The 22672-nt window shown below is 46.1% G+C and carries 21 protein-coding genes, 1 pseudogene and 2 riboswitches; of the genes and pseudogenes, 10 read left to right on the top strand and 12 right to left on the bottom strand.

Annotated features, from left to right (window positions below; genetic code table 11):
- Positions 1–6 precede the first annotated feature (6 nt).
- Positions 7–702 (bottom strand): hypothetical protein, encoded by a 696-nt coding sequence (locus tag BN1080_RS03350; protein WP_052650537.1) that lies wholly within the window; start codon positions 700–702, stop codon positions 7–9.
- Positions 703–851: 149 nt separating this feature from the next.
- Between BN1080_RS03350 and BN1080_RS03355 the strand changes: the two genes are divergently transcribed.
- Positions 852–1229 carry a VOC family protein gene (locus BN1080_RS03355; RefSeq protein ID WP_052650538.1) on the top strand — a complete coding sequence of 126 codons (378 nt, stop codon included), beginning with the start codon at positions 852–854 and terminating at the stop codon, positions 1227–1229.
- A gap of 67 nt (positions 1230–1296) precedes the next feature.
- Here the strand turns inward: BN1080_RS03355 and hmpA (BN1080_RS03360) are convergent, their stop codons facing one another.
- Together hmpA (BN1080_RS03360) and hmpA (BN1080_RS03365) are read right to left on the bottom strand one after the other, a co-directional pair.
- Complete coding sequence (gene hmpA / locus BN1080_RS03360; protein WP_052650539.1) at positions 1297–2478, bottom strand: NO-inducible flavohemoprotein; 1182 nt, start codon at positions 2476–2478, stop codon at positions 1297–1299.
- Positions 2479–2651: 173 nt separating this feature from the next.
- A pseudogene (hmpA, locus tag BN1080_RS03365) lies at positions 2652–3849 on the bottom strand (NO-inducible flavohemoprotein).
- A 102-nt stretch (positions 3850–3951) separates the two neighbouring features.
- Between hmpA (BN1080_RS03365) and BN1080_RS03370 the strand changes: the two are divergent.
- Positions 3952–4386 (top strand): Rrf2 family transcriptional regulator, encoded by a 435-nt coding sequence (locus BN1080_RS03370; protein WP_052654371.1) that lies wholly within the window; start codon positions 3952–3954, stop codon positions 4384–4386.
- 34 nt (positions 4387–4420) lie between these two features.
- Here BN1080_RS03370 and BN1080_RS03375 read toward each other — a convergent pair whose 3' ends face one another.
- The 3 genes from BN1080_RS03375 to BN1080_RS03385 form a co-directional block, all read right to left on the bottom strand.
- Positions 4421–4843: a pyridoxamine 5'-phosphate oxidase family protein gene (locus BN1080_RS03375; protein WP_052650540.1), complete on the bottom strand. Its 423-nt coding sequence runs from the start codon at positions 4841–4843 to the stop codon at positions 4421–4423.
- Between the two features lie 95 nt (positions 4844–4938).
- Positions 4939–5844: an EamA family transporter gene (locus BN1080_RS03380; RefSeq protein WP_199876582.1), complete on the bottom strand. Its 906-nt coding sequence runs from the start codon at positions 5842–5844 to the stop codon at positions 4939–4941.
- A gap of 95 nt (positions 5845–5939) precedes the next feature.
- The gene (locus BN1080_RS03385) at positions 5940–6170 is read right to left on the bottom strand and encodes a hypothetical protein (protein WP_052650542.1); all 231 of its coding nucleotides are present in this window, start codon (positions 6168–6170) and stop codon (positions 5940–5942) included.
- A gap of 176 nt (positions 6171–6346) precedes the next feature.
- Between BN1080_RS03385 and BN1080_RS03390 the strand changes: the two genes are divergently transcribed.
- The gene (locus BN1080_RS03390) at positions 6347–7366 is read left to right on the top strand and encodes an STAS domain-containing protein (RefSeq protein ID WP_052650543.1); all 1020 of its coding nucleotides are present in this window, start codon (positions 6347–6349) and stop codon (positions 7364–7366) included.
- A gap of 28 nt (positions 7367–7394) precedes the next feature.
- Here BN1080_RS03390 and pepT read toward each other — a convergent pair whose 3' ends face one another.
- The 6 genes from pepT to BN1080_RS03425 all read right to left on the bottom strand — a co-directional run bounded on the left by pepT (position 7395) and on the right by BN1080_RS03425 (position 14173).
- The gene (gene pepT, locus BN1080_RS03395; RefSeq protein ID WP_052650544.1) at positions 7395–8612 is read right to left on the bottom strand and encodes a peptidase T; all 1218 of its coding nucleotides are present in this window, start codon (positions 8610–8612) and stop codon (positions 7395–7397) included.
- A 131-nt stretch (positions 8613–8743) separates the two neighbouring features.
- Positions 8744–9946, bottom strand: a complete 1203-nt coding sequence (locus tag BN1080_RS03400) for a M20 family metallopeptidase (RefSeq protein WP_052650545.1) — start codon at positions 9944–9946, stop codon at positions 8744–8746.
- A gap of 412 nt (positions 9947–10358) precedes the next feature.
- Positions 10359–11195 carry a MetQ/NlpA family ABC transporter substrate-binding protein gene (locus BN1080_RS03410; RefSeq protein WP_052650547.1) on the bottom strand — a complete coding sequence of 279 codons (837 nt, stop codon included), beginning with the start codon at positions 11193–11195 and terminating at the stop codon, positions 10359–10361.
- Positions 11196–11517: 322 nt separating this feature from the next.
- Positions 11518–12168 carry a methionine ABC transporter permease gene (locus BN1080_RS03415; protein WP_052650548.1) on the bottom strand — a complete coding sequence of 217 codons (651 nt, stop codon included), beginning with the start codon at positions 12166–12168 and terminating at the stop codon, positions 11518–11520.
- A complete protein-coding gene (locus BN1080_RS03420) occupies positions 12158–13189 on the bottom strand; it encodes a methionine ABC transporter ATP-binding protein (RefSeq protein ID WP_052650549.1) in 1032 nt (343 codons plus the stop codon). The genes BN1080_RS03415 and BN1080_RS03420 overlap by 11 nt, the downstream gene beginning before the upstream one ends.
- Positions 13190–13318: 129 nt before the next feature.
- Positions 13319–13434, bottom strand: a riboswitch (SAM riboswitch).
- A 100-nt stretch (positions 13435–13534) separates the two neighbouring features.
- Positions 13535–14173 (bottom strand): glycerol-3-phosphate acyltransferase, encoded by a 639-nt coding sequence (locus BN1080_RS03425; protein WP_052650550.1) that lies wholly within the window; start codon positions 14171–14173, stop codon positions 13535–13537.
- A gap of 133 nt (positions 14174–14306) precedes the next feature.
- Positions 14307–14418: riboswitch (SAM riboswitch) on the top strand.
- Between the two features lie 102 nt (positions 14419–14520).
- Here BN1080_RS03425 and BN1080_RS03430 point away from each other — a divergent pair.
- From BN1080_RS03430 to BN1080_RS03460, 7 genes are all read left to right on the top strand, one after another.
- Positions 14521–15810, top strand: a complete 1290-nt coding sequence (locus tag BN1080_RS03430) for an O-acetylhomoserine aminocarboxypropyltransferase/cysteine synthase family protein (protein WP_052650551.1) — start codon at positions 14521–14523, stop codon at positions 15808–15810.
- A 12-nt stretch (positions 15811–15822) separates the two neighbouring features.
- Positions 15823–16836 carry a homoserine O-acetyltransferase MetX gene (gene metX, locus BN1080_RS03435; RefSeq protein WP_052650552.1) on the top strand — a complete coding sequence of 338 codons (1014 nt, stop codon included), beginning with the start codon at positions 15823–15825 and terminating at the stop codon, positions 16834–16836.
- Between the two features lie 629 nt (positions 16837–17465).
- Positions 17466–18245: a Flp pilus assembly protein CpaB gene (cpaB, locus tag BN1080_RS03440; RefSeq protein ID WP_052650553.1), complete on the top strand. Its 780-nt coding sequence runs from the start codon at positions 17466–17468 to the stop codon at positions 18243–18245.
- 11 nt (positions 18246–18256) lie between these two features.
- A complete protein-coding gene (locus tag BN1080_RS03445) occupies positions 18257–19396 on the top strand; it encodes a CpaE/TadZ family protein (protein ID WP_052650554.1) in 1140 nt (379 codons plus the stop codon).
- A 28-nt stretch (positions 19397–19424) separates the two neighbouring features.
- Positions 19425–20789 carry a TadA family conjugal transfer-associated ATPase gene (locus BN1080_RS03450; protein WP_052650555.1) on the top strand — a complete coding sequence of 455 codons (1365 nt, stop codon included), beginning with the start codon at positions 19425–19427 and terminating at the stop codon, positions 20787–20789.
- On the top strand, positions 20780–21709 hold the full coding sequence (locus BN1080_RS03455) for a type II secretion system F family protein (protein WP_110925560.1): 930 nt from the start codon (positions 20780–20782) through the stop codon (positions 21707–21709). Before BN1080_RS03450 ends, BN1080_RS03455 begins: the two co-directional genes overlap by 10 nt.
- Before the next feature lie 9 nt (positions 21710–21718).
- Entirely contained in the window at positions 21719–22654 is a 936-nt protein-coding gene (locus BN1080_RS03460; protein ID WP_052650556.1) for a type II secretion system F family protein, read from the top strand.
- Positions 22655–22672: the final 18 nt, after the last annotated feature.

Genomic DNA, 22672 nt, shown 5'->3' on the forward strand with positions numbered 1-22672 from the left:
GATTTTTTATGCATTCTTATGAAGGTGAGGCTGCGGACAAAAGGTGCAAGTTTCAAAAGCATCGAGTTCTTTGTATAAACAGCAGGTTTTTCGCAAAGGGCGGGTGACGGCTGCCTCCAAAGAGGAGTTGCCCAAAAGTTTAGCGAGATAGGATGTTTTGATCGGCTTCCAATTTTCTGTCTCCAGCAGCCACTCCAGATCTTCAGCAGCTCTGCGCGGTTGGCGTTTTTCAAAATTGGCATAGAACCACAGAAGCGACCCTAAAATGTTTTCCCAAAGAATAATGGGCGAAATTTTTACATAGCGGCGGAATTCCTGAATGGCCCGGTCAGCTTGCTCATACAGCACTTCGTGCATAGCAGCAAAACGTCCGGTATCTGAAATCATTGCAAGATGTTCAGGGGCAGCATGAGTCTCAAGCAAAGGAAAGCCATAATTGCGGACCTGATTAAAACGCAAATCACTGAACGAACCTTTAAAATAACAGCCATGATTAACGATCAAATCAAATTGAGCCGTGATGAATAAGGCATACTGCCGGAAGAAATACGAAACCGCAGCGCCGTCATTCACGCTTCCGCACCATTCCTTTAATTGAAGCACCGCTGTTTTCATGTCATGGGACAGCGGTGCTTCAGGTGTGCGTCCGGCGGCTACTGAATAATGGGCGAGGATGAGTTTAAGCTCTGGAGATGCTTCCATGGATTTTCACTCCTTTAATTACTTATCATGCTAAGGGAAAAGAAAGAATTTGCAAAGGGATAACTAAAACTTATCGTAATTCATCCATACAATTGAATGTTCTTTTTCCCGTTCGTTTATTAAACTAGGGCAGAAGGGGAGGCGAAAAAATGGCATTTTCGATCAGCAAAATCGACCACGTGCAAGTGGCTGCGCCGAAAGGGAACGAAGAACAGGCGCGAAAATTTTACGGAGATTTATTGGGCATGAAGGAAGTGGAAAAACCGGAGCCATTGAAGTCGCGGGGAGGCGTATGGTTTGAATTTGGCGCTTTTCAGCTGCATGTAGGAGTGGAAGAGCCCTTTTCTCCAGCGAAAAAAGCACACCCTGCTTTTTTCGTAGATGGCTATGAAGCGTTGAAGGGCCAATTGGATAGCGAAGGCATTGACGTAAAAAATGATGCCAGCATCCCTGGCGTCGAACGATTTTTTGTTTTCGATCCGTTCGGCAACCGTTTGGAATTTTTAAAAGAAGGTTCCGTAAAGTGAGAAAAAAGAAGGATCGGCCAAAAGCTATGGAATAGCGTTGGCCGATCCTTCAATTTTCCTTGAAATTTTATACCGTTCGCAATGCTACGGCCGGACCAAAGAATTCAAAATGAATTTGCTGTTCTTTCATGCCCATGGCACGCAGTTCATGGATGATCGCTTCCATAAAAGGCACGGGTCCGCATACATAGACATCGCCTGTAATATCCACAAACTCTTCCAGAACCGCACGGGTGATGTAGCCATCCGGAAGGTCCGAATACAGCGTCTTGTAGGCAGCGTTCGTCATTGTTGCGAGATGATTTTGAATATCGCGGTCAAAGGCATGCAAAGACTCATTTCGTGCGGCATGGAGGAAAACGGTTGGACGTTCAGGCGTTAACGCCGCGACAGTTTCGAACATGCTCATCATCGGCGTAATGCCGACACCGCCGCTGATGAAAGCAACGGGAGAATCTTTTTCACTATCCAGCACAAATTCGCCAGCAGGGGAACTGACTTCAATGGCATCACCGACAGCTAATTCTTCGTGAAGGTAAACCGATACGCGCCCGTTTGGATCATTGTCCGCTTCACGCTTCACAGAAATGCGGAATTGATCAGGATTTGCCGCTTGGGATAAACTGTACTGTCTGTTGAACAAATAGTCTTCTCCCGGAATAGCGAGGCGTACGGAAATATACTGGCCAGCTTGATACGCAGGCACATGGGAGCCATCCGCCGGCTTTAAATAAAAGGAAACGATGTTTTCACTTTCTTTTACTTTGTCGGCGACCACGAACTCTTTGAAGAATTTCCAGCCGTTCGCTTGATTTTCCGCTTTTTCATACAGGCCTTGCTCCACCCCGATAAAGGCGTCGGCAATCATGCCGTAAGCGTCGGCCCATGCCTGGATGATTTCATCCGTCGCCGCATCTCCAAGAACTTCTTTAATCGCTTTTAAAAGGTATTCTCCGACAATCGGATAATGCTCAGGTTTGATGCCCAGACTGACGTGCTTGTTCGCGATTTGAACAACCGCCGGCAAAATAGCTTCCAAATTGTCGATATGGACAGCAGCTGCATAAACGGTATTGGCAAGTGCAGCCTGTTGGCGTCCTTTCGCCTGATTGGCATGATTGAAAATGTTCAATAATTCAGGATGTGCGTCGAATAAATTCTTGTAAAAGACCGTTGTGATTGCTGTGCCATGTTCTTCAAGTACCGGTACCGTAGATTTGATGATGGATTTTGTTTCTTGAGATAGCATCTTCATTCGCTCCTTTTGTTTTCTATAATTCGACTATAAACCTCTTATGCTTTTAAAGATATATTTAAAATACATCTTTAAAAATTGGACACATTTTGCTTCACAAAAAATTCACACAAAAAAAGAGTTCATGGAGTAACCAACGAACTCTTTTTTGAAATGAAGCAAATCCTTTAGTTGGAATCAGGCAGATCGATGGCCGGACCAAAAAACTCAAAATGGATGCGGCTGTCATCCATTCCGATATTGCGAAGCTCCCGAATGATGCTCACCATAAAGGGAGGAGGTCCGCAAACATAAGCGTCGCCTGAAGGATCTACGTATTCTTCTAAAGTTCTGCGTGTGATAAAGCCATCTTCTTCGTCGTAAATGGTTTTATAATACGCATATTCCATCCGGTCTGTATAAGAGCGGATGTCCTCGTCAAAGGCGTGCTGCAAGCGATTTCTGGCACCATGCAAAAACGTGGTCGGCCGCTCAGGAGTCGAAGTGGCCACGGTTTCAAACATGCTCATCATTGGCGTAATGCCGACACCGCCGCTGATAAACGCAACGGGTGTTGTTTTGGACGAATCGAGCACGAATACGCCAGCAGGGGCACTGATTTCCACGCGGTCGCCTTCCTGAATTTTTTCGTGAAGGTAAATCGACACGACGCCGTTAGGGTCATTGTCTGCTTCACGTTTTACGGAAATCCGGAATTCGTCCGGCTTAGAAGCTTGAGACAGGCTGTATTGGCGGATCATGGTATAGGGCTCTCCTGGAATCGACAGCCGCAGCGAAATGTATTGCCCCGGTATATAAGCAGGAACATTCGATTGGTCTACCGGTTTTAAATAGAAGGAAGTGATGACTTGGCTTTCCTTTTCTTTTCGGACGACTACAAAGTCTTTAAAATACATCCAGCCGTTTTCCTGCGCAGCCGTTTTCCTGCGCAGCCGTTTTCCGGTACATATTTTTTTCCATATCGATAAAGGCATCGGCAATCACGCTGTAAGCTTCAGCCCATGCATCGATGATGTCATCCGTTGCGGCATCGCCAAGCACCTCTTTCATCGCTTTTAAAAGATGTTCACCGACAATCGGGTAATGTTCCGGCTTTACGCCTAAACTTACATGCTTATGGGCAATCTGGATAATGGCGGGCATAATTTCTGCCAAGTCATCTATGTGGACGGCTGCCGCATACACGGCTTTGGCAAGTGCTGTCTGCTGTCTTCCTTGCGCTTGGTTTGCGTGGTTAAAGATATTCAGCAATTCCGGATGGGCTTCAAAGAGATTTTTATAAAACGCTGACGTAATCGTGACGCCGTGGTCTTCCAATACAGGAACAGTGGACTTGATGATGGATCGTGTTTCATTTGACAACATGAAAACCATCTCCTTTTTCCTTTGTGAAGTTCGCTGCAATCTCAATTGCTTTATCGGGCTCTCCTTAATGGCTATAATGAGGAGGCAGGGAAGGTGAGATTGATGAAACTAACCATGTATACCGATTATTCATTGCGCGTGTTGATTTATTTGGGTTCCAAACCGGAAGGCAAATTGACGACCATCCAAGAAATTTCGGATGCTTACCATATATCCAAAAATCATTTAATGAAAGTGACATTTGAACTCGGGAAAGCCGGATTTATCCAAACAGTCCGCGGCCGTGGGGGAGGCATCCGCTTAGCCGATCTTCCGCAAAATATCAATGTGGGGACGGTTGTGCGCCGGATGGAAGATGATTTCCATCTGGTCGAGTGTTTTGACCGCGAACATAACCGCTGTCCCATAACACCGGTTTGCGGATTGCGCGGCGTATTAGGAAAAGCGCTCCATGCTTATTTAGCGATTTTGGATGAATACACACTGGAGGATCTTCTTTTTAACCGGGAAGGCTTGCGTGAAATCCTCCACACATAAAAAAATGGCCCGAAAAATCGGAGCCGTTTTTTGTCTACAATTCAAGTGTTTGCGGCTCTTCGCCTTTTTTATTGATAATGCGTACACGCGAAGGTTTAATCGCAAGAATCACCAAATGAGGATCGTCCGGACCGCTGAACCAGCCTCTTAAGTGCTCGTTCCATACTTTGTCGATGATGCTTTTATCATCATGGATGCCTATCGTGCCTTCTATTTCAAGAAATGCATCGCCGACGCCTTCGCCTTCATAGCCAAGGAGAATATGGGCATGCGGGTTGTTCTCAAGCTCATCGACTTTTTGCGTTTGATCGCTTGTCGCTGTATATAAAGTGAATTCATCATTAAAGAATGTCATATAGCGGGAATGCGGTTTATTGTCTTTCACCGTAGCCAAAACCCCCACATAACTATCCTCTAAAATCTTTAAAGCCTGCTGCTTCAGTTCTTGCTGATCCATATTTTCCACTCCTTTGAATTTAAACTTACTTCTAGTATTCCTGTTTTCTCGGGAAATAAACGTGGAGAAATTGGGCAAAGAAAAAACCTGCTTAGTTAAGCAGGTTCTTCAACACGTTCGACTGGTTTTGGGGTTCGGTTGAACATGCTTGGCAGCACCATTCCAGTAAGGACGACGAAGATGCCGACAATCTGGAGCACTGTCAAAGATTCACTTAAGATGATGACCGAAGCAATAACGGCGACTGGCAGTTCCATCGCACTTAAAATGGAAGCTAGCCCCGACCCTACGTGAGGGACGGCAATTGAGAAAAAATAAATCGGCATGATGATTCCAAAGAATCCTAGAAGGAGGCCGTATATCCATAACCCTTCTCCGAAGAAAGTTCCGTTCCACATGATTTCAGGCGTCTGGAAGACTGCGATGACAAGAGCCGCTGCCAGTGACACATAAAATAGGCGGGTTGTTGTATCCATGCCTTCGATTTGCTTGCCATTGACAAACATGAACGCTGAGAAGCAGAATGCAGCTCCAATTCCCCATCCCCATCCTTGCCAAGGGATGCCGCTTAAATCAGCGTCAATAACTCCGGCAGCAAGAATCGTTCCCCCGAACAATATGAGAAGCGAAATCACTTCTATACGCTTCAACCATCTTCGGTTTGCGATACAATCCATGAACATGCCGATCCAAGTGAATTGGAATAAGAGCACGACTGCCAGCGAGGCTGGCAAGTAATTAAGCGAATGGCTATAAACCATTCCAGTCGCTGCAGTGAACGACCCGGATAAGACAAGAATCTTCCAACCGCGTAGGCGCGGAAGGCTTCTTTGCGTTACGGCAAATAAAATAGCCGCTAGTACAAAACCGGTAAAATATTGGCTTGTAACAGCTTCGGCTGTTGTAAAGCCATGGCTCATGGCGACTTTTATAATCGTAGAAAGTACTCCATAACAGCTGGCCGCAACAACGACCATTACTGGGTATATCCAGTTTTTCAAATGTATCCACTCCTGTTCCAAAGAGAATCATAACATAAAAGAACCGCAAGGCATTAGCCTTGCGGTTCTTCAGAAAAGTAGATGTATTTTGATTATTAATCCGGGAACTTTTCTTCGCTGGATGAATCTTCTTTTGTAGCGCGCGGCTTGCCTTCTTCCGCTTTTTCCTGCTTCAAATCTTCAAGAGGGAGGGAGTCCACTGTTTGTTCTTCTTTGAACATTTCATGCATCGTTTTTTTGTCCGTCTTGAATTGTTCAGGATTATCCATAGGAGCGCCGTCTTTTGTTTCGCGCTCTTTTCCTTCGAAAGGTTTTTTGTCACTCATGGAAAGCACCTCTTTCTTTGTCTGTTACTGGTTTATTCCTTTTATAGAGAGTTTTAAAACATGCAGGTATCGCCTCTGGCATCAAAATGCTCTAAATTCATGCCTATTCGGGCTATTTCTAATAGCTTGTCAAACATTATGGTAAAATAGAGGGAGTGAACGAGAGGAGTTGGATCATGGAAACAAAACCTTCAATAAACGTAGGTGGACTGAGTTTTGAATGGGACCTGGAAGAAGGAAGATTCATATTTGAAGGACAGGATTCGGTGCTTTTCTGGACAGCTTCTGCCATGAAAATCTTTTTTGATTCGATTGAAGAGATTTCCGGAGAAGATGCGGCAAGCGTTGTTATGGAATCGACGGGATTCCGGCAAGGGTTGCTGGTAGGGGATTATTTCTCGGAAATGGAGAATGTGTCGGTTGCTGAAGCAGCCAATCTGATTACGAATACATATGCATCTGCTGGATGGGGACTTGCGAAAATACAGGATATGGATGAAGCCAAACAAACGCTTCGTGTGCATTTGAAGAATAGCTGGGAGCATAAAATTAATGTAGCGCAAGGGAAAAAAGAAGGCGGAAGCTATTTGGCTGCCCATTACGCCGGGATTTTCAGCAAACTTTTCAATACAAGCATTTGGTACAGCATCGTCCATCATCAAATTGATGGATATGAGGAAACGATTATCGAGTATTTCCCGTCAGAGCAAAACATAGAAGAGAATATTCACCGCTTTGCCCGGCTAAAAGAGGCCGAACAGATCGATCAGCTGGAGAGATTGGTCCAAGAAAAGACAGGTGAACTAAACAGTTTGATCAAAGAAATTTCATCTCCGATTATCCCGGTTCTGGAAGACATTGTCGTGGTGCCGCTTCTCGGAACGTATGACCAAGCAAGGGCAGAAGAGCTGCTGGTGAAAACATTGCAAAATCTGCCGAAACATAAAGCGAATTATTTAGTGCTGGATCTAACGGGGCTGAATGACCGCTTTACGCAGGAGGCTGCCAGTCTCATTGAAAAATTGGGATCAACGGCAGGTTTGATCGGAACCAAAACCATTCTTGTGGGAATTTCCCCTCAGATGAGCATGGTTATTACAGAATCTGGTATCGATCTATCTAAATTTAACTGCTTCCAAACTTTGCAGCACGGCATCCATTATGCACTTGCCCAGAATGGAAGAGCGATTCTATAAAAAAATAAGCGCCCGCGGGCGCTTATTTTTATTGTGGGATTTTCGCGATTTCAAGAATGACGCGAGTGGCTTTTTCCATATTATCCACGGAAATGAATTCGTACTGGCCATGATAATTTTCTCCGCCAGTGAAAATATTCGGCGTCGGCAAGCCCATATAGGAAAGCTGGGAGCCGTCCGTTCCGCCTCTGACAGGAACAATATTTGGTTCAATGCCAATCGTTTTCATCGCGTTCTCTGCTAAATCGACAATCTCCATTACGGGTTCGATTTTTTCACGCATATTATAGTATTGGTCTTCGAGTTCCAAAGTGACTGCCTCAGCACCGTATTCCTGCTGCAATTTCTCAGCGGTTTCTTGCATCAGCTGTTTTTTGGCTTCGAATTTTTCTTTATCAAAATCTCTAATAATATAGGAAAGAACAGCTTTTTCCACATTGCCGTTGAAGTTGTTCAAGTGAATAAACCCTTCATAGCCTTCGGTTGCTTCCGGCACTTCATTTTTTGGCATGTGCTCTTGGAAACGGATGGCGATGGTTTGTGCATTCACCATTTTGTCTTTAGCCGATCCCGGGTGTACGCTTTTCCCTTGCACCGTCAATTTGCCGGCAGCGGCATTAAAGCTTTCATATTGCAATTCACCAAGAGGGCCGCCGTCCATCGTGTAAGCATAGTCAGCGCCAAAACGTGCCACATCAAATTTATGCGGACCGCGTCCGATTTCTTCGTCCGGCGTGAAAGCCACACGGATTTTTCCATGTTCGATTTCCGGATGCTGCACCAAGTATTCCATGGCCGTCATGATTTCCGCTACGCCGGCTTTATTGTCAGCTCCAAGAAGCGTGGTTCCGTCAGTAGTCAGCAATGTATGGCCCACATAATTTTTGAGGTCCGGGAAATCAGTAGTGGACATGATGACAGAGTCGTTTAACGGAATATCTTTTCCGTCGTAATGATCAATACGCTGCGGGTTTACGTTTTTTCCTGTAAAATCAGGAGCGGTATCCACATGCGCCAGAAAACCGATAACAGGCATTTCTTTTTCTGTATTTGCCGGAAGCGTACCAAACAAATAGCCATATTCATCTGTTTCGACTTCTTCGAGGCCGATGTCTTTCATTTCTTTTTCAAGTACATTCAGCAAATCCCATTGTCCTGAAGTGGAAGGGGTAGCTGTACTTTCGGGATCTGATTGGGTATCGATCTTGGCATAGCGAATAAGCCGTTCGATTAAAGTTTCAAACATCGTATTCCTCCTAAAATATGTTCTGTTATGATTTTAGCACGAAAATAATAAATTTTGGAAATACGAGAAAAGAAGAGGCTAAACAAACAAAAAGCCGGAACTTCCGATTAAGGAAGTTCCGGCTTTTCGGGTTATAGCTGTTTATCCTGCAAGGCTTTTGCATGGGCTTCCTTTACTTCAGCCAGCAAAGCCGGTTCGGTCAATAAACGGTAGCCTGTATTCGCTAACGCTTTGGCGCCTTTAATCAACGCTTCATTGCCTGCATCTGATTTAGCTGCTTCCCGGAACTCTGCAGTATGGCCAACCAAGTCATCCGGTCCAATTTTGATATAAGGATGCGCAGTCGGCACGGCATAGCTGATATTGCCGGCATCGGTTGATCCAAGGCCTTTCGCGCGGGAAGTAGCCACCTCTTCGCCGACTGCTTCCAGTTCGCTTTGGACTACCTGATCTAAAGCGGGAGTCAACACAAGGTCCTGCACTTCATTTTGGAAGCGCACAATTTTAACGGTTGTGCCTGTAGCCAGTGCAGCGCCTTCTGCAATCGCCCGGATTTTTGCGGCCGTGTCAGAAGTCTTTTTCCATGAATCGCCGCGAATGTAAAAGCGGGCCGCTGCATATTCTGGAATAATATTTGGAGCATCGCCGCCATGGGTGATGATGCCATGGACGCGTGCATCTGAAGGCAATTGCTGGCGAAGGGCATTGATGCTGTTGAAAAGCTGGAGCACAGCGTCAAGGGCATTAATGCCTTCTTCTGGAGCGCCCGCTGCATGGGCCGGTTTTCCGTAAAAATGGAATTCTAGCGGATCCACTGCGAGGGAAGGGCCAGTGACGGCTGTTTTTCCGGATGGGTGGATCATGAGCGCAGCATCAATGCCTTCAAGGAAACCATGCTTTACAAAACTTCCTTTCGCACTTCCGTTCGGGCCGCCTTCTTCTGCTGGTGTGCCAAGCACGACAACACGGCCGCCGGTTGCCGAGAGGGTTTCAGCTAACGCAATCGCAGCAGCGACGCTCGTTGTGCCAATAATATTGTGTCCGCAAGCATGGCCGATTCCAGGGAGAGCGTCGTATTCTGCCAAGTAAGCGATGGTTGGGCCGGGAAGCGTACTGTCTTTGCTCGCAAAGAATGCTGTTTCATGCCCGGCGACGCCAGTTTCTACAGTGAATCCTGCTTCTTCGAGAAGCTTCACCAAAGTGGCGCTGGCGAAGAACTCTTCGTTTCCGATTTCGGGTTTCGCATGGATCGCTTGGCTGGTTTCGATATAGACCCCACGGTTTGATTCGATGGATTGGGAAATGGTTTGAGCTGCTTCTTTGATTGCTGTCATTGAAATTCCTCCTTAGGTTTTGGTGTATGGATGGCTCTTTCCGCTTTTCTTACTGTCTAGCTGCAACGGCCAGCCTCTCGAGGTCTTAAGCCGTCTCGCCTGTGCGGCAAAAAGCGCCGCTTCGGCAATTCGTCTTAAGCTTGTCGAGGCTAAACGGCCATTTCCGCTTTTCTTACTGTCCAGCTGCAAGAGCCAGCTTCTCGGCCATAAGCTGGCCCACTGCGGCGGCAACAGCCTCCTCGTGGACCATCTTATGGCTGCCGAAGCTAACCGGCTCTTTCCGCTTTTCTTACTGTCCAGACTCCAACGGCCAGCCCCTCGGGTCATAAGCCAAACCAGCTGTGCGGCAAAGAACGCCGCTTCGCTGATTCGTCTTATGCCTTTCGGGGCTAACGGGCCATTTCCGCTTTTCTTACTGATAATCAACCAATTCTTCTACTGGGATAAATGTCGGGATGGAAGCGCCTTTTGTATGTTCTACGATGAAATCAGCTGTATCGTCTTGCTGGTAAAGTTCTACAATTTTCAAGAAGTCTTCGTCTTCGGCATTTTCAGCACTTGCTGCAATCAGGTTGATGTAAGGAGTTGCTGTATCGCTTTCTGCAGCAATTGGATCTTCAGTTGGATTCAAGCCAGCATCAACTGCGACGCCGTTATTGATGATTGATCCGGCAACATCCGGCATTGCACGCGGCGTATGCCCTGAAACCATCGGCATAATTTCAATGTTTTTCGGGTTCTCAATAATGTCATCAGCTGTGCCTGTAAGTCCTGCATCGTCCGATAATTTAATCAAGCCTGCTTCTTGAAGAAGAAGCAAAGCGCGTCCCATGTTCGTTGCTTCGTTCGGTACGGCGATTTGTGATCCGTTTGGCAGTTCATCGATTGATTCGTATTTGTCAGAGTAGAGTCCCATCGGTGCAATCACGGTTGACCCGATCGGTACGATGTCGATATCATGTTCAGCTACAAACTCGTCGAAATAAGAGATGGTCTGGAAGGCGTTCAAGTCCAGTTCGCCTTCAGCAAGCGCCAAGTTCGGTGCCACGTAGTCAGAGAATGTGATGATTTCAAGGTCAATGCCTTCTTTTTCCGCTTTTTCTGCAACAAAATCCCAAATGGATGTATCGGATCCGCTAATTCCGAGCGTTATTTTTCTGTTTCCTTCTTCGCCTGAAGCATCATCGCCGCAAGCCGCAAGGACCAATGCCAATAATGCGAATAAAACCGTCAATGTAATTTTTTTCATGATGTATTCCTCCAATAAATTATTTGTATATAAGTAGAGCTAAAGAATCCGCTAACTGATATTCCGCAAAATAGCTGCGCTTTCCAGCGGGCTCCCGCCCAATTCTCCTCGTCCGCTTCGCTTCCTGCGGTGTATCGGTCGAATCGCTAAGCCGCAGGAGTCTCCGCTGTTTTGCTCCATATCAAGAAATCTCTTAGCGCCGGCGCGCCTCCGGGGTAGCGTTAGCATTAAGACTGGCGTTCTCCAGCCAGGCTTATTGTGATAGCTTCCCCAAAGCGCCGAGCGACTTTTATAAGGGATTCTTTTCTTCAACTTAATATAGTTAACTTCTTCGTACTTTCTTAGATAGCAAGTTGCCGGCAGACTGAACGCCTTGAACAAGAATAACGAGTATAGCAACGGTAATCAGCATGACGACTGTGTCGAAGCGCTGGTAGCCGTAAGTAATGGCCAAGTCTCCAAGGCCGCCGCCCCCGATAGCCCCCGCCATTGCAGATGCACCAATCAATCCGACAATCGCAATCGTTAAAGCGAGGACCAATGAACTTAAAGCTTCCGGGATGAGGAAACGGAAAATAATTTGGCCCGGCGTTGCACCCATCGCCTGTGCTGCTTCGATGACCCCTTTGTCGACTTCGAGAAGTGAGTTTTCAATCAGGCGGGCAATGTACGGCCCTGCATAAAACACTAGCGGCACGATGGCAGCGGCAGTGCCGATGGATGTACCGACAATCAACCGGGTGAGCGGAATAATCGCGACCATCAAAATGATGAAAGGCACTGACCGGAAAATGTTGATGATGACGTTCAGCACTTTTGAAACCGGTTCGTTTGCCAGCAAATGCCCTTTTCTAGTTACGACAAGCAAGATGCCAAGCGGGAAACCGATAATGATTGAGAATAAGAACGAAGCGCCGGTCATATAAACCGTTTCCCATAAGGCTTCTATTATCTGTTCGTTGTTAACTAGCATAATTTTTTACCTCCTCGACTTTGACCGAATCGCTGCGGATCGCAGTCAGCGCACGTTGGATCTCGCTTAAACTTCCCGAAAACTCAACAATCAAGTTGCCATATGGTTCGCCTTGCAGTTCCGTGATATTTCCGAATAGGACATTGAGATCAAGATTGAATTCGCGCGATACTTGAGACATGAGCGGCTGTCCGACTGACGAGCCTGTAAATTGGACGCGGTAGATGGAATGGTTCTGCGCTGGATCTTGGATTTTCGTCAACAGCGATTCCGGCAGCTCATCGTTCATGACCGAGCGGACAAATCGCTGAGTGGTCGGCTGCTGCGGATTGGTGAAAACTTCGTATACAGAACCTTGCTCGATGACTTTTCCAGCTTCGAGGACCGCGACTTTATCGCAAATTTCCCGGATAACTCCCATTTCATGAGTGATTAATAATATCGTGATATTGTATTCGCGGTTGATGCGCCGCAGCAAGTCCAAAATCGCCTGGGTCGTCTGGGGATCAAGGGCGGATGTAGCTTCATCGCAAAGGAGGACGGAAGGGTTGGTCGCTAATGCCCGAGCAATCCCGATTCGCTGCTTCTGTCCGCCGGATAGCTGATCCGGATATTTTTCCGCCTGATCCGCCAAGCCGACAAATTCAAGCAGGCTTTTCACTTGTTCTTTAATTTGGTTTTTCGGCGTTTTTGCCAAAATCAGCGGCATCGCGACATTATGGAATACCGTTTTTGAATTCAATAGATTGAAATGCTGGAAAATCATCCCGATGTCTTTTCGGGTATCGCGGATTTCTTTGCTGGTAAGGGTGGAAATGTCTTTGCCGTGGATGAGCACCCGTCCGTTTGTGGGGCGTTCCAGTAAATTGACTGTGCGGATAAGCGAACTCTTGCCCGCGCCGCTAAAGCCGATCACGCCGTATATTTCGCCGGTTTCAACAGTTAAATCGATGCCGTTCAATGCGTGGATTTCCTGTTTCCCGGAATGGTAGGTTTTTGTAACCCCCTCAAATTGAATCATTCAAATAGCCTCCTCATGCTGTTGCTGTGTAAATCGAAATCATACAAATCTGCAAAGAATAAAACAAAAAGAGCCCTCTTTTTTCCTGTCCATAAGAAAAAAGAGGGCTCCGTACTGAAACCATCTCAATTCTCATCTTCCAAATGCACATATATGCATTTGCAGGAATTAGCACAGTTTTCGCTAAAAGCGAATCCGCTGCCGAAACGTCATAGGGCCTGTCCCTCGGTTTCTCTGGATAAGAAAGTGATGTATCTATTCGATTTGTAATTCTCACTTTAGTGCGTCAACGCAGAAAAGTCAAGAAACTTTTTAAAAATAATTTAAAATTTAAAAAGCCGGCCATTAAACCGGCCCGGCTTTCTTGCGGAAGACAGAAGAAACTTTGCTTTCTGTTCCGTTTTTGATTCGTTTAATGTTTTCGATGTGTTTCCAGAAAGCCATGGCAAAAAGTCCGAAGGCTGTGAGAAGCGGCCAAATGCCGTCTGCTGGAAAATAGGCGATGGCGAACAGCATGCCATACAGGACGAGAACGCCAACGACCAAATAATCTGTTGCTAAAGCGCAAGCGACCAGCAGCAATCCGCCGGCAAGCCCCAGTTTCCAATCCAGTGCAAGCATGACGCCAATAATGGACGCAGTGCCTTTTCCGCCGTCAAAGTTCATATAGAACGGGAAGTTGTGGCCGATGACGACAGCCGCGCTCATAACAAACAGCAATGTCCAGGCCAATTCGCCAGATAAATTGAACTGATTTAATAGAATCTTTAACCCCAAGACAGCGGCGATTCCTTTGGAAATGTCGATCAAAGCGACAAGTGCGCCGAATTTCCAACCGAGAACAATTGCCGCGTTGGAAGCGCCGGAGTTTTTTACGCCTTCTTTTTTGACATTGATCCCTGAAATCAGCTGTGCGATGGAGGATCCGTGGAGTGAACCAATTAAATAACCAATTATAAGAGTGCAGGTAAACCAAAGAATCATCTCATCATCTCCTCTATAAAGTATTAAACGTTTAAAGAGAAGTGGAGGTTTCAAAATTTTTTGAATTATCCGCTTGACAAATGTAGACGATGTTTTTATACTGCTAAACAAGATGAAAAACTAAATCTGAATACTCTTATCAAGAGAGGCGGAGGGAATAGGCCCTATGATGCCCGGCAACCACCAAGCAATTGCTTGGAAAGGTGCTAAATCCTACAGATCGGCAACGGTCTGGCAGATGAGAGGAGGTATTTCCGTATATGACGGCCCTCTTCTTAACGAAGAGGGCTTTTTTCTATTCCCTCCTCGTCTTCGGTTTTCATCAATAAAAACTAGGAGGAATAAAAATGACAAATTTCAAACCCGAAACGCTTTTATTGCACGGCGGACAGGAACCCGATCCAACGACAGGCGCGAGAGGCGTAGCCATCCACAAAACCACTTCTTATGTATTCAAAAGTTCAGAGCATGCCCAAAATCTCTTCGGTTTAAAAGAAACCGGAAATATCTATTCGCGCATTATGAATCCGACGGTAGACGTTTTTGAACAGCGCGTCGCTTTGCTGGAAGGGGGGACAGCAGCTGTTGCCTTGTCTTCCGGGATGGCGGCCATTGCATTTTCTATTTTAAACGTCGCTGAGGCGGGCGATGAAATTTTGGCTGACAGCAATCTATACGGCGGTACGGTAAGCTTATTCTCCAACACACTTCCGCGCTACGGCATCAAAGTGAAATTTGCGGATGGAACAGATCCGGAAAACTTCCGTGCAGCCATCACGGATAAAACCAAAGCGATCTTCGGTGAAATTATCGGAAACCCAAGCTTGAATGTATTTGATGTGGAAAAAGTGGCGGAAATCGCCCACGAAAACCAAATTCCTTTATTGATCGACAATACGTTCGCTTCTCCGTACGGCAGCAATCCGATCGCTTTTGGTGCAGATGTCGTCATCCATTCCGCGACGAAATGGATTGGCGGCCATGGAACGACCATTGGCGGGGTTGTGGTAGACGGCGGAAAGTTCAACTGGAACAATCCGAAATTCCCGAATTACACGGAGCCGGATGAAAGCTACCATGGCATCCGCTACGGCATTGATGCAGAAGGCGCTTCATTTGCGACGAAGCTGCGTGTCCAATTGCTGCGCGATTTCGGTCCTTCACTAAGCCCGGAAAGCGCCCACGCTTTCTTGCAGGGACTTGAAACCCTGCATTTGCGAATTCCGCGCCATAATAGCAATGCACGGGTAGTTGCCGAATATCTTCAGCAGCATCCACAAGTCGAATGGGTTAATTACATCGGCTTTGAAAATCATCCATCCCATCAGCTGGCGAAAAAATATCTGAAAGACGGCTATGGTTCAATCGTGAGTTTCGGAGTCAAAGGCGGCCGTGAAGCCGGTCGCAAAGTGATTGATGGCGTCGGATTGTGGTCGCATGTAGCAAACGTCGGCGATGCGAAATCGCTGATAATCCATCCGGCATCTACTACCCACCAGCAATTGAACAAAGAAGAATTGGAGGGGGCAGGGGTCACAGAAGAATTGATCCGCTTGTCGGTCGGGCTTGAAGATCCGGAAGATTTAATCGCTGATCTGGAGCAGGCCATTAAATCGGCAGTGCTTGAAAACGTCTAGGAGGGGAAACGGATGACCAGTGTATCCATCGGCAATTTGGTTCTTGAATCTGGAGAAGTCTTGGAAAATGCAGAGCTTGCCTTTGAACGAACCGGCAACGAAGGCGGTCCTGTTGTTCTCGTTTGCCATGCGTTGACGGGAGATCAGCATGCAGTAGGGACCGCAGATCTTCCAGGCTGGTGGTCCGGATTGATCGGATCAGGAAATGCCGTGGACACCAATGTTTTCCAAGTCATCACGTTCAATGTGCTAGGGGGCTGCAACGGCTCTACCGGCCCCTTGTCCACCAATCCCAAAACAGGGAAGGCTTATCGTTCCGCTTTCCCGGCGATTACGATAAAAGACATGGTCCAAGCGGAATATCAAGCGTTGAAAGAACTCGGGATTTCACATTTGGCTGCAGTTATTGGAGGCTCGCTTGGCGGCATGAAAACCTTGGAATGGGGAAGATCCCATCCGGAATTTGTGGACATTATTTTTCCGCTTGCGGTAACCCCCTATTATAGTGCCTACGGCATCGCCTTCAATTACATCGGCATTCAAGCGATTGAAAACGATCCGCATTTTAAGAACGGCTATTATAGACAGTCATCTGATATAAAAGGCTTTGAAGTGGCGAGAATGGCCGGAATGGTGACATACCGCAGCAGCGAAATGTTCAATCAGCGCTTTGGCCGAAAACCTTTTGGGCACGTCTATGACGTAGAATCCTACTTGGGGTATCAAGGGCAGAAACTGGCGAACCGCTTTGATGCCAATAGTTATTTGACGCTCTTAAAAGCGATGAACACCCATGATATAGGCGATGGAATTCTGGATGTGGAAATTTTTGCGCTATCGTTTACGCACGATTTTCTTTATCCGAGTGAATTGATGGTTCCATGGCTGGAATCTCAGCCTCGGGCCGCTTGGGAAATCATCGAAACAAAGTTTGGACATGATGGATTTCTGGTGGAATTTGAAAAATGGAGCGGCTTTATCAGAAAAAAACTTGAATATGCAATCATGTCTAAATTATCAACCTGATTAATTTTGACAGACGAAAGACAGAGAAGCTTTTCCAGCTTCTCTGTCTTTTTTATATTTTTTTATTATTTTTGGTGATTTATTGCAGAGGAACAAAAACATTCAATAATTAAAATGAAAAAATAATTGGAAATTAAAAGAAAAAACCTTGGTATCAAGATTGGCAATTGCGAATAACTAAGCTCAAAGTCTTGAGTATTTATCTCTATTGAATAACTCTTGAATTCGAGGTTTTTTAATAATGAAAAAATTGAAAAAATGATTAAAAAGTCCCGATTAAAAGAAGGGAATGAAAGGTATAGAAGCAAGGTAAAAGGATAGAGCAGCATTATAAGGAGGATGGTCCCAAAATAAAATGAAAGGATAATGAATAGTTGGCATTGTGACACGGAAGGGTAAAAAATACCTATGAGACTTTTTGTCTGTAAAAAGTACATTTTTACAAAAACGATTTTGACAGCTTTATAAATTTAATGATAAGCATATAGAGGAAATTAAAATATAGATAAAAAGTGAAGGATAATATTGCCAATTTTATTAAACGAAGAAAATTTTAGCAAAGAGCAAAAAGTTTCCTGCTAATGCCGAGAAGTAGAGAAATAGATGCCTAATGCCAAGGGAGTGCCAAAATGATTGAATCCAAAAGAAAAGCAATTATCTTTTTCGTGCTAGCTGCCATTCTAGCAGGAACGGCCGGTTTCCTGACATTATCGAAAGTGAAGGAATTGAATAACGATTTGGGGACGATGGTCAAAGTCTATGCGGCCAAAGGGGATATCGCTTCTCGAAGCATCATCACACCGAAAGACGTAACTGTCGAAGAGATACCAAAAAAGTTTTTAACCGACCAGCATATTACAAGCACGGATGACCTCCAAAATAAGGTATCCGTTATCCCTTTATCAGCAGGGGACTTCATAACGAAAAATATGTTGAAGCAAGCTTCCGCAGTAATGGAAGAGAATAATCGCCTCATCACTTTAATGGCTTCGGATCGTGTGTTTTTCGACGAAGAGCTGGAAGCCTTGGACCGGGTTGACATTATCGTCTCTGTCCGTTTTGACAATGAAAACAAAACACAGATTTTCATGAAAGACGTAAAAGTGGCGCGTGTAGCCAATGACAATAAGAAGTTTGCTGGCGTGCAGCTGGAAGTTTCACTCGAACAGGCACCTAAGTTAATACATATGCAGAATTATGCAGATAGTGTCCGCATTATCAAAGCGAATGTCGGTGCTGGCAAAGAAGACCCGCCGGAAACGGACACAGCTGCTGAAACGGAAGCTGCCAAAGAACCGGCAGAAAAAGCTGGAGAAAAACCGAAAGAAGAAAAACCTAAAGCAGAAGAGAAAAAAGAAGCAGACAAGAAAGAACAGGATGACGCAGCCGAAACGTCTCCGGAGAGCTGAGGGATTTGGATATGAAAGAATCGAAACTATTGATTGTCGGACAGAAAAATGAATTATTTACATTGCTCACTCGGCAGTTTGAAGGTGAGTTTGACTATATGTGGCTTGACCCTACCCATTTGCGTTCGGAGCTGAAAAACGTGGATCCGGCGCTCGTTCTTTTATTGCACGAACCTGGGAAGGACTTGGAAACCCATGCCTATCTCCAGCAAGAACTTAACGGGACGCCGGTGGTCTTTGTGCACGAAAGCCACGATTTTCAGTTATTCCGCGATCTGGTAAGAGCGGGGGCAATTGATTATTTCGTCATTCCTGAAGATTTGAATGGCTTGGAAAACCAATTGGCGATTATGCTTGCGCGGCTTGAAAAGTCTCCAGAAAAAGAAAAGCAATTGAGTTTCAAGCGCGGGAGCGGACAAGTATTCGCTTTCTATAGCGGCAAGGGAGGAAGCGGAAAAACTTTATTGAGCACTGCTTTCGCCCAAACCTTAAAATTCGAGTCCACCGCTCAAGTGCTCTATATCGACCTCAACCTGCAATTTGGAGGCGGGGAGTCGTACTTGGGTGTAGAAACCACAAGAAATATTCTGGATTTGGAGCCGGTCATCAAAGAAATGACCGAACAGCATTTACGCAACGTAACGGAAAAAGAGCCTCTATCGAAAATGGAGCTGCTCATCAGTCCCTGCGATGCAGAACTTGCTGAGTACATCACAGAAGATTTTGTTACACGTCTTTTGCGTGTATGCCGCCGGGCCTATGATTTCATCATCGTCGATTTGCCGGTGAATATGGATGAACGTACGTATACGGCCTTAGTCGAAGCCGACCGCATCTATTACACAACGTTAATGGATACGCCTTCCATCCGTGTTTTCAAACATACGGAAGAATTGTTCCAAAAGCTTGGGATTCCAACTGCAGACCGGCTGGAATTGGTGCTGAATGAAGTCGGACGGGAAAACGAATTAAGCAAGAAAGATATTGAACGTTTTATCGAATACCCTGTGGCAGCTGAAATCAGACGCGATATAAAAGGAATACAGACCGCGATCAACAAAGGTGAGACACTCCGGAAATTGCCCAAAGAGAAAAAACTTACTCCCGCTGCAAAAGATATGCGGAAATGGGTCGTATCCATGCTGAAATAATCCATGTTAGAAGGAAGGAGGGAAAGCGATGTCGCTCTTTCAACGGAAAAGAACCGAATCAGCAGCAGCGGCCAGCGAGACTGTAGCGGTACAAAGCGCCCAAGTAATGAGCCCATATTTGGAAGAATTGCTGGAGCATTACAAAGCGCGCCTGCTGGCAGAAACCAATTTAGAGCCGCTGATAGCCGCTGAAGAATCTGAGCGCCGCTTGTCGATTGAACGGCTGATCAGCCAGTTCATGCTCGAAGAAAAAGTGGTCATCTCGAAAACCGACCGCGAAATGCTTTTGACGCGTTTAATAGATGAAACAGTAGGTTTTGGCCCATTAGAGCAATTATTGAAAGATCCGACGATTACGGAAATTTTAGTGAATGGACCGAAAGAAATCCACGTGGAGCGAAACGGCCGGCTGGAATCTTCCCATATCACCTTTAAAAACGAAGAGCATGTCCGGCACATTGTCGACCGGGTAATCGCTCCGCTTGGCCGGCGAATTGATGAAAGTTCGCCGATGGTTGATGCCCGCTTGCCCGATGGCAGCCGGGTGAACGCCGTCATTCCGCCCATCAGTTTAAACGGTACATTGCTGTCGATCCGGAAATTTCGGAAAGAGCCCTTTGAAATGGAAGATTTGCTGCGGCTTTCTTCCTTGGATGAAAACATGTCCAAATTCATTCGGGCTCTTGTAGAAGCAAAGCTTAATATCTTAATCTCCGGCGGAACCGGGAGCGGGAAGACGACGCTGCTGAATGCTGTAGCGAAATCGATTCCGCTCCATGAACGGGTCATTACCATTGAGGATTCGGCAGAGTTGAGGCTGAATAGGGGAAGCGTTGTCGGTATGGAAGCGCGTCCGCCAAACGTAGAAGGGCAAGGGGAAGTCAGCATCCGCCAATTGGTGCGGAACTCGCTGCGCATGCGTCCGGACCGAATCATTGTCGGGGAGGTCCGGGGAGCGGAAGCTTTCGATATGCTGCAGGCAATGAACACCGGGCATGAAGGGTCGCTGACGACCGTCCACTCCAACTCGCCGGTTGATGCCATTAGCCGGGTCGAAGGTATGGTCATCATGGCGGGGATGGATTTGCCAAGTGAAATCGTCCGGGAGTATATCGTCGGAGCACTGGATTATATCATCCAGGCTGACCGTCTCGGGGATGGGCAACGCAAAATCGTCAATATCTCAGAAGTATATGTAGATGACGACAAAGGCGTTAAAATCCGGGATGTGTTTATTTTCAAGCGGACCGGCACCGGCAAAAATGGCGAAGTCATCGGCCATTTTACTCCGACCGGCTATATTCCGAAATGTCTGGACCACCTGAAGGTATTCGGCATCGATTTGGATGAATCCATGTTCCAGGTCAAGGAGGAGGTGGCTCAATGGACATAAGCATTGCCATTTTATATAGTGCAGCAGTTTTGGCGCTGCTCTTTGGCGTTTATTTGTTCCTTGACTACCGCAGAGGAAAACAGGAGTGGAAGAAAAAGCTCAAAACCTGGTATCCCGAAGAAAAAAGAAAAAGTGCCATCAGCGTTTGGGGAGACCGATTTGATGAATCTCCGATGTCTGAGAAGCTGACGAAGAAACTCAAAAGCGCCAACGTTTCGCTGCTGGCTTCTGAATACATCGGCATTCATGTGCTGGGCGTTCTCATGCTCTACGTGGTTTTCAATATGATTTTCAGCATGGCGGCATTGCCAAGCATTATATTGACCATCGGTATTTTAGTAAGCAGCCATTTTCTATTGTTCTATATCCGAAAAAACAAGTACGAAGAACGCCTGAATGAACAGCTCAGTGAAGTCTGCCGGCTTCTGGCGAATGGCGCCAGATCGGGAATGACCATCACCCAAGGAATTGACTTGGTGGCAAGGGAAGTCAATGAACCGGCGAAAGATGAGTTCAAGCGGCTCTCGAATGAATTGAAACTGGGAGTGCCGTTTGAAACCGCGCTAAGGGCCGTCCAGAAAAGGAACAGTTCGCGGGACTTTCAATTATTTATCGCGACCTTGCTGATTCAGAAGCGGACAGGGGGCAATTTGGCGGCAACGCTTGAAACGATGTCGCATACCTTGGAAGACCGGAAATTGCTGCATCAGACCATCCAAACGATGACTTCTGAGCAGCGCTATATTTCGCTGATCGTTCCGGCGATGCCCATATTCATTCTTTTGTTCATGAACAACATCATTGATGGATTTACGGATCCGCTGACTACGCCAATTGGCATCATTATGATGATTGCATTCGGCTTGGGAATCATCTTGTCATTTTTCCTGATTCGTCAAATTACAAATATAAAAGTGTAGGTGAAGGGTTTGGATGCGCTCATTATTTTTACGATTATTGTCTTCTGGTTCATGGTGATTTTAGGAATCCGCAACTGGTCCGTCTATGTAAGTGAAAAAAGGGGCGTGCTCGTGCACGTTTCCGAAACGACGCAGATTGATGGTTTCGATAAGAAAAAGAAAAAACAGAAACAAAAAGCCAATCTGTTCAGCCGGTTAAGCGGCTATGCAGATGAATTTTCGGAACTGGGACAGCGCATCAATTTCTTTAGTGAAAGCATTGAAGTGGCCGACTGGCTGAAAAAATCCGGCAACCCTTATGAATTGACGGTTGCCCGCTTTCAAGGATTGAAGATTTTATTGTTCATCATCGGATTTTTTGCAGCGATGCTCGCATTTATCATCGGCTTGCCCTTCTCTAAATACGGCCTGGTTTTCTTGCCGCTGATCGGCTACTTTATCCCGATTTACTTAGTGAGGTCGCAAGCGAAAAAACGCCAGGAAAAACTGAGAATGGATTTGCCCGATTTTCTGGATACCATCAGTACGAGTATTCAGGCTGGGGTTAGCCTAGACCAGGCATTAAGGGAGGTGATACGCTTTTTCGACGGTCCGCTCCGAGAGGAATTTATGCGCTTCAATCAGGAAATTGACCTAGGGGTGCAACGTGAAACGGCTTATCGGAACTTGCTGGAACGCAATGACAATGAAGAGTTTCAGCAATTGATCAAATCTCTTCTCCAAGGCATGAAACTAGGGGTGCCTATCGCAACGACTTTTAAGATCCAGGCGGAAGATATGCGCCAGCTAAGACAGGAGCGCGTCAAAGAACTGGCAGCCAAAGCATCGCCGAAAGTCACTTTGGTAACAACATTTGTAGTGGCGCCGGTTTCAATCATGATGATTGCAGGCCTGATGCTGCTGAATATGATTTACGGAGAAAACAGCATTTTCAACATACTATAAAACTTTAGGAGGAATTTA

This window comes from Planococcus massiliensis, assembly GCF_000821325.1.
GTDB lineage: Bacteria > Bacillota > Bacilli > Bacillales_A > Planococcaceae > Planococcus > Planococcus ruber.

Bases quoted from the DNA above. Each gene is read 5' to 3' on its own strand.
- metX (WP_052650552.1), top strand. From the start codon at position 15,823: ATGACCAGTGTATCCATCGGCAATTTGGTTCTTGAATCTGGAGAAGTC.
- BN1080_RS03415 (WP_052650548.1), bottom strand. From the start codon at position 12,168: ATGCTAGTTAACAACGAACAGATAATAGAAGCCTTATGGGAAACGGTT.
- hmpA (WP_052650539.1), bottom strand. From the start codon at position 2,478: ATGCTATCTCAAGAAACAAAATCCATCATCAAATCTACGGTACCGGTA.
- BN1080_RS03385 (WP_052650542.1), bottom strand. From the start codon at position 6,170: ATGAGTGACAAAAAACCTTTCGAAGGAAAAGAGCGCGAAACAAAAGAC.
- BN1080_RS03355 (WP_052650538.1), top strand. From the start codon at position 852: ATGGCATTTTCGATCAGCAAAATCGACCACGTGCAAGTGGCTGCGCCG.
- BN1080_RS03370 (WP_052654371.1), top strand. From the start codon at position 3,952: ATGAAACTAACCATGTATACCGATTATTCATTGCGCGTGTTGATTTAT.
- BN1080_RS03425 (WP_052650550.1), bottom strand. From the start codon at position 14,173: ATGATTCTTTGGTTTACCTGCACTCTTATAATTGGTTATTTAATTGGT.
- BN1080_RS03350 (WP_052650537.1), bottom strand. From the start codon at position 702: ATGGAAGCATCTCCAGAGCTTAAACTCATCCTCGCCCATTATTCAGTA.
- cpaB (WP_052650553.1), top strand. From the start codon at position 17,466: ATGATTGAATCCAAAAGAAAAGCAATTATCTTTTTCGTGCTAGCTGCC.
- BN1080_RS03445 (WP_052650554.1), top strand. From the start codon at position 18,257: ATGAAAGAATCGAAACTATTGATTGTCGGACAGAAAAATGAATTATTT.
- BN1080_RS03390 (WP_052650543.1), top strand. From the start codon at position 6,347: ATGGAAACAAAACCTTCAATAAACGTAGGTGGACTGAGTTTTGAATGG.
- BN1080_RS03400 (WP_052650545.1), bottom strand. From the start codon at position 9,946: ATGACAGCAATCAAAGAAGCAGCTCAAACCATTTCCCAATCCATCGAA.
- BN1080_RS03410 (WP_052650547.1), bottom strand. From the start codon at position 11,195: ATGAAAAAAATTACATTGACGGTTTTATTCGCATTATTGGCATTGGTC.
- pepT (WP_052650544.1), bottom strand. From the start codon at position 8,612: ATGTTTGAAACTTTAATCGAACGGCTTATTCGCTATGCCAAGATCGAT.
- BN1080_RS03450 (WP_052650555.1), top strand. From the start codon at position 19,425: ATGTCGCTCTTTCAACGGAAAAGAACCGAATCAGCAGCAGCGGCCAGC.
- BN1080_RS03420 (WP_052650549.1), bottom strand. From the start codon at position 13,189: ATGATTCAATTTGAGGGGGTTACAAAAACCTACCATTCCGGGAAACAG.
- BN1080_RS03430 (WP_052650551.1), top strand. From the start codon at position 14,521: ATGACAAATTTCAAACCCGAAACGCTTTTATTGCACGGCGGACAGGAA.
- BN1080_RS03375 (WP_052650540.1), bottom strand. From the start codon at position 4,843: ATGGATCAGCAAGAACTGAAGCAGCAGGCTTTAAAGATTTTAGAGGAT.
- BN1080_RS03455 (WP_110925560.1), top strand. From the start codon at position 20,780: ATGGACATAAGCATTGCCATTTTATATAGTGCAGCAGTTTTGGCGCTG.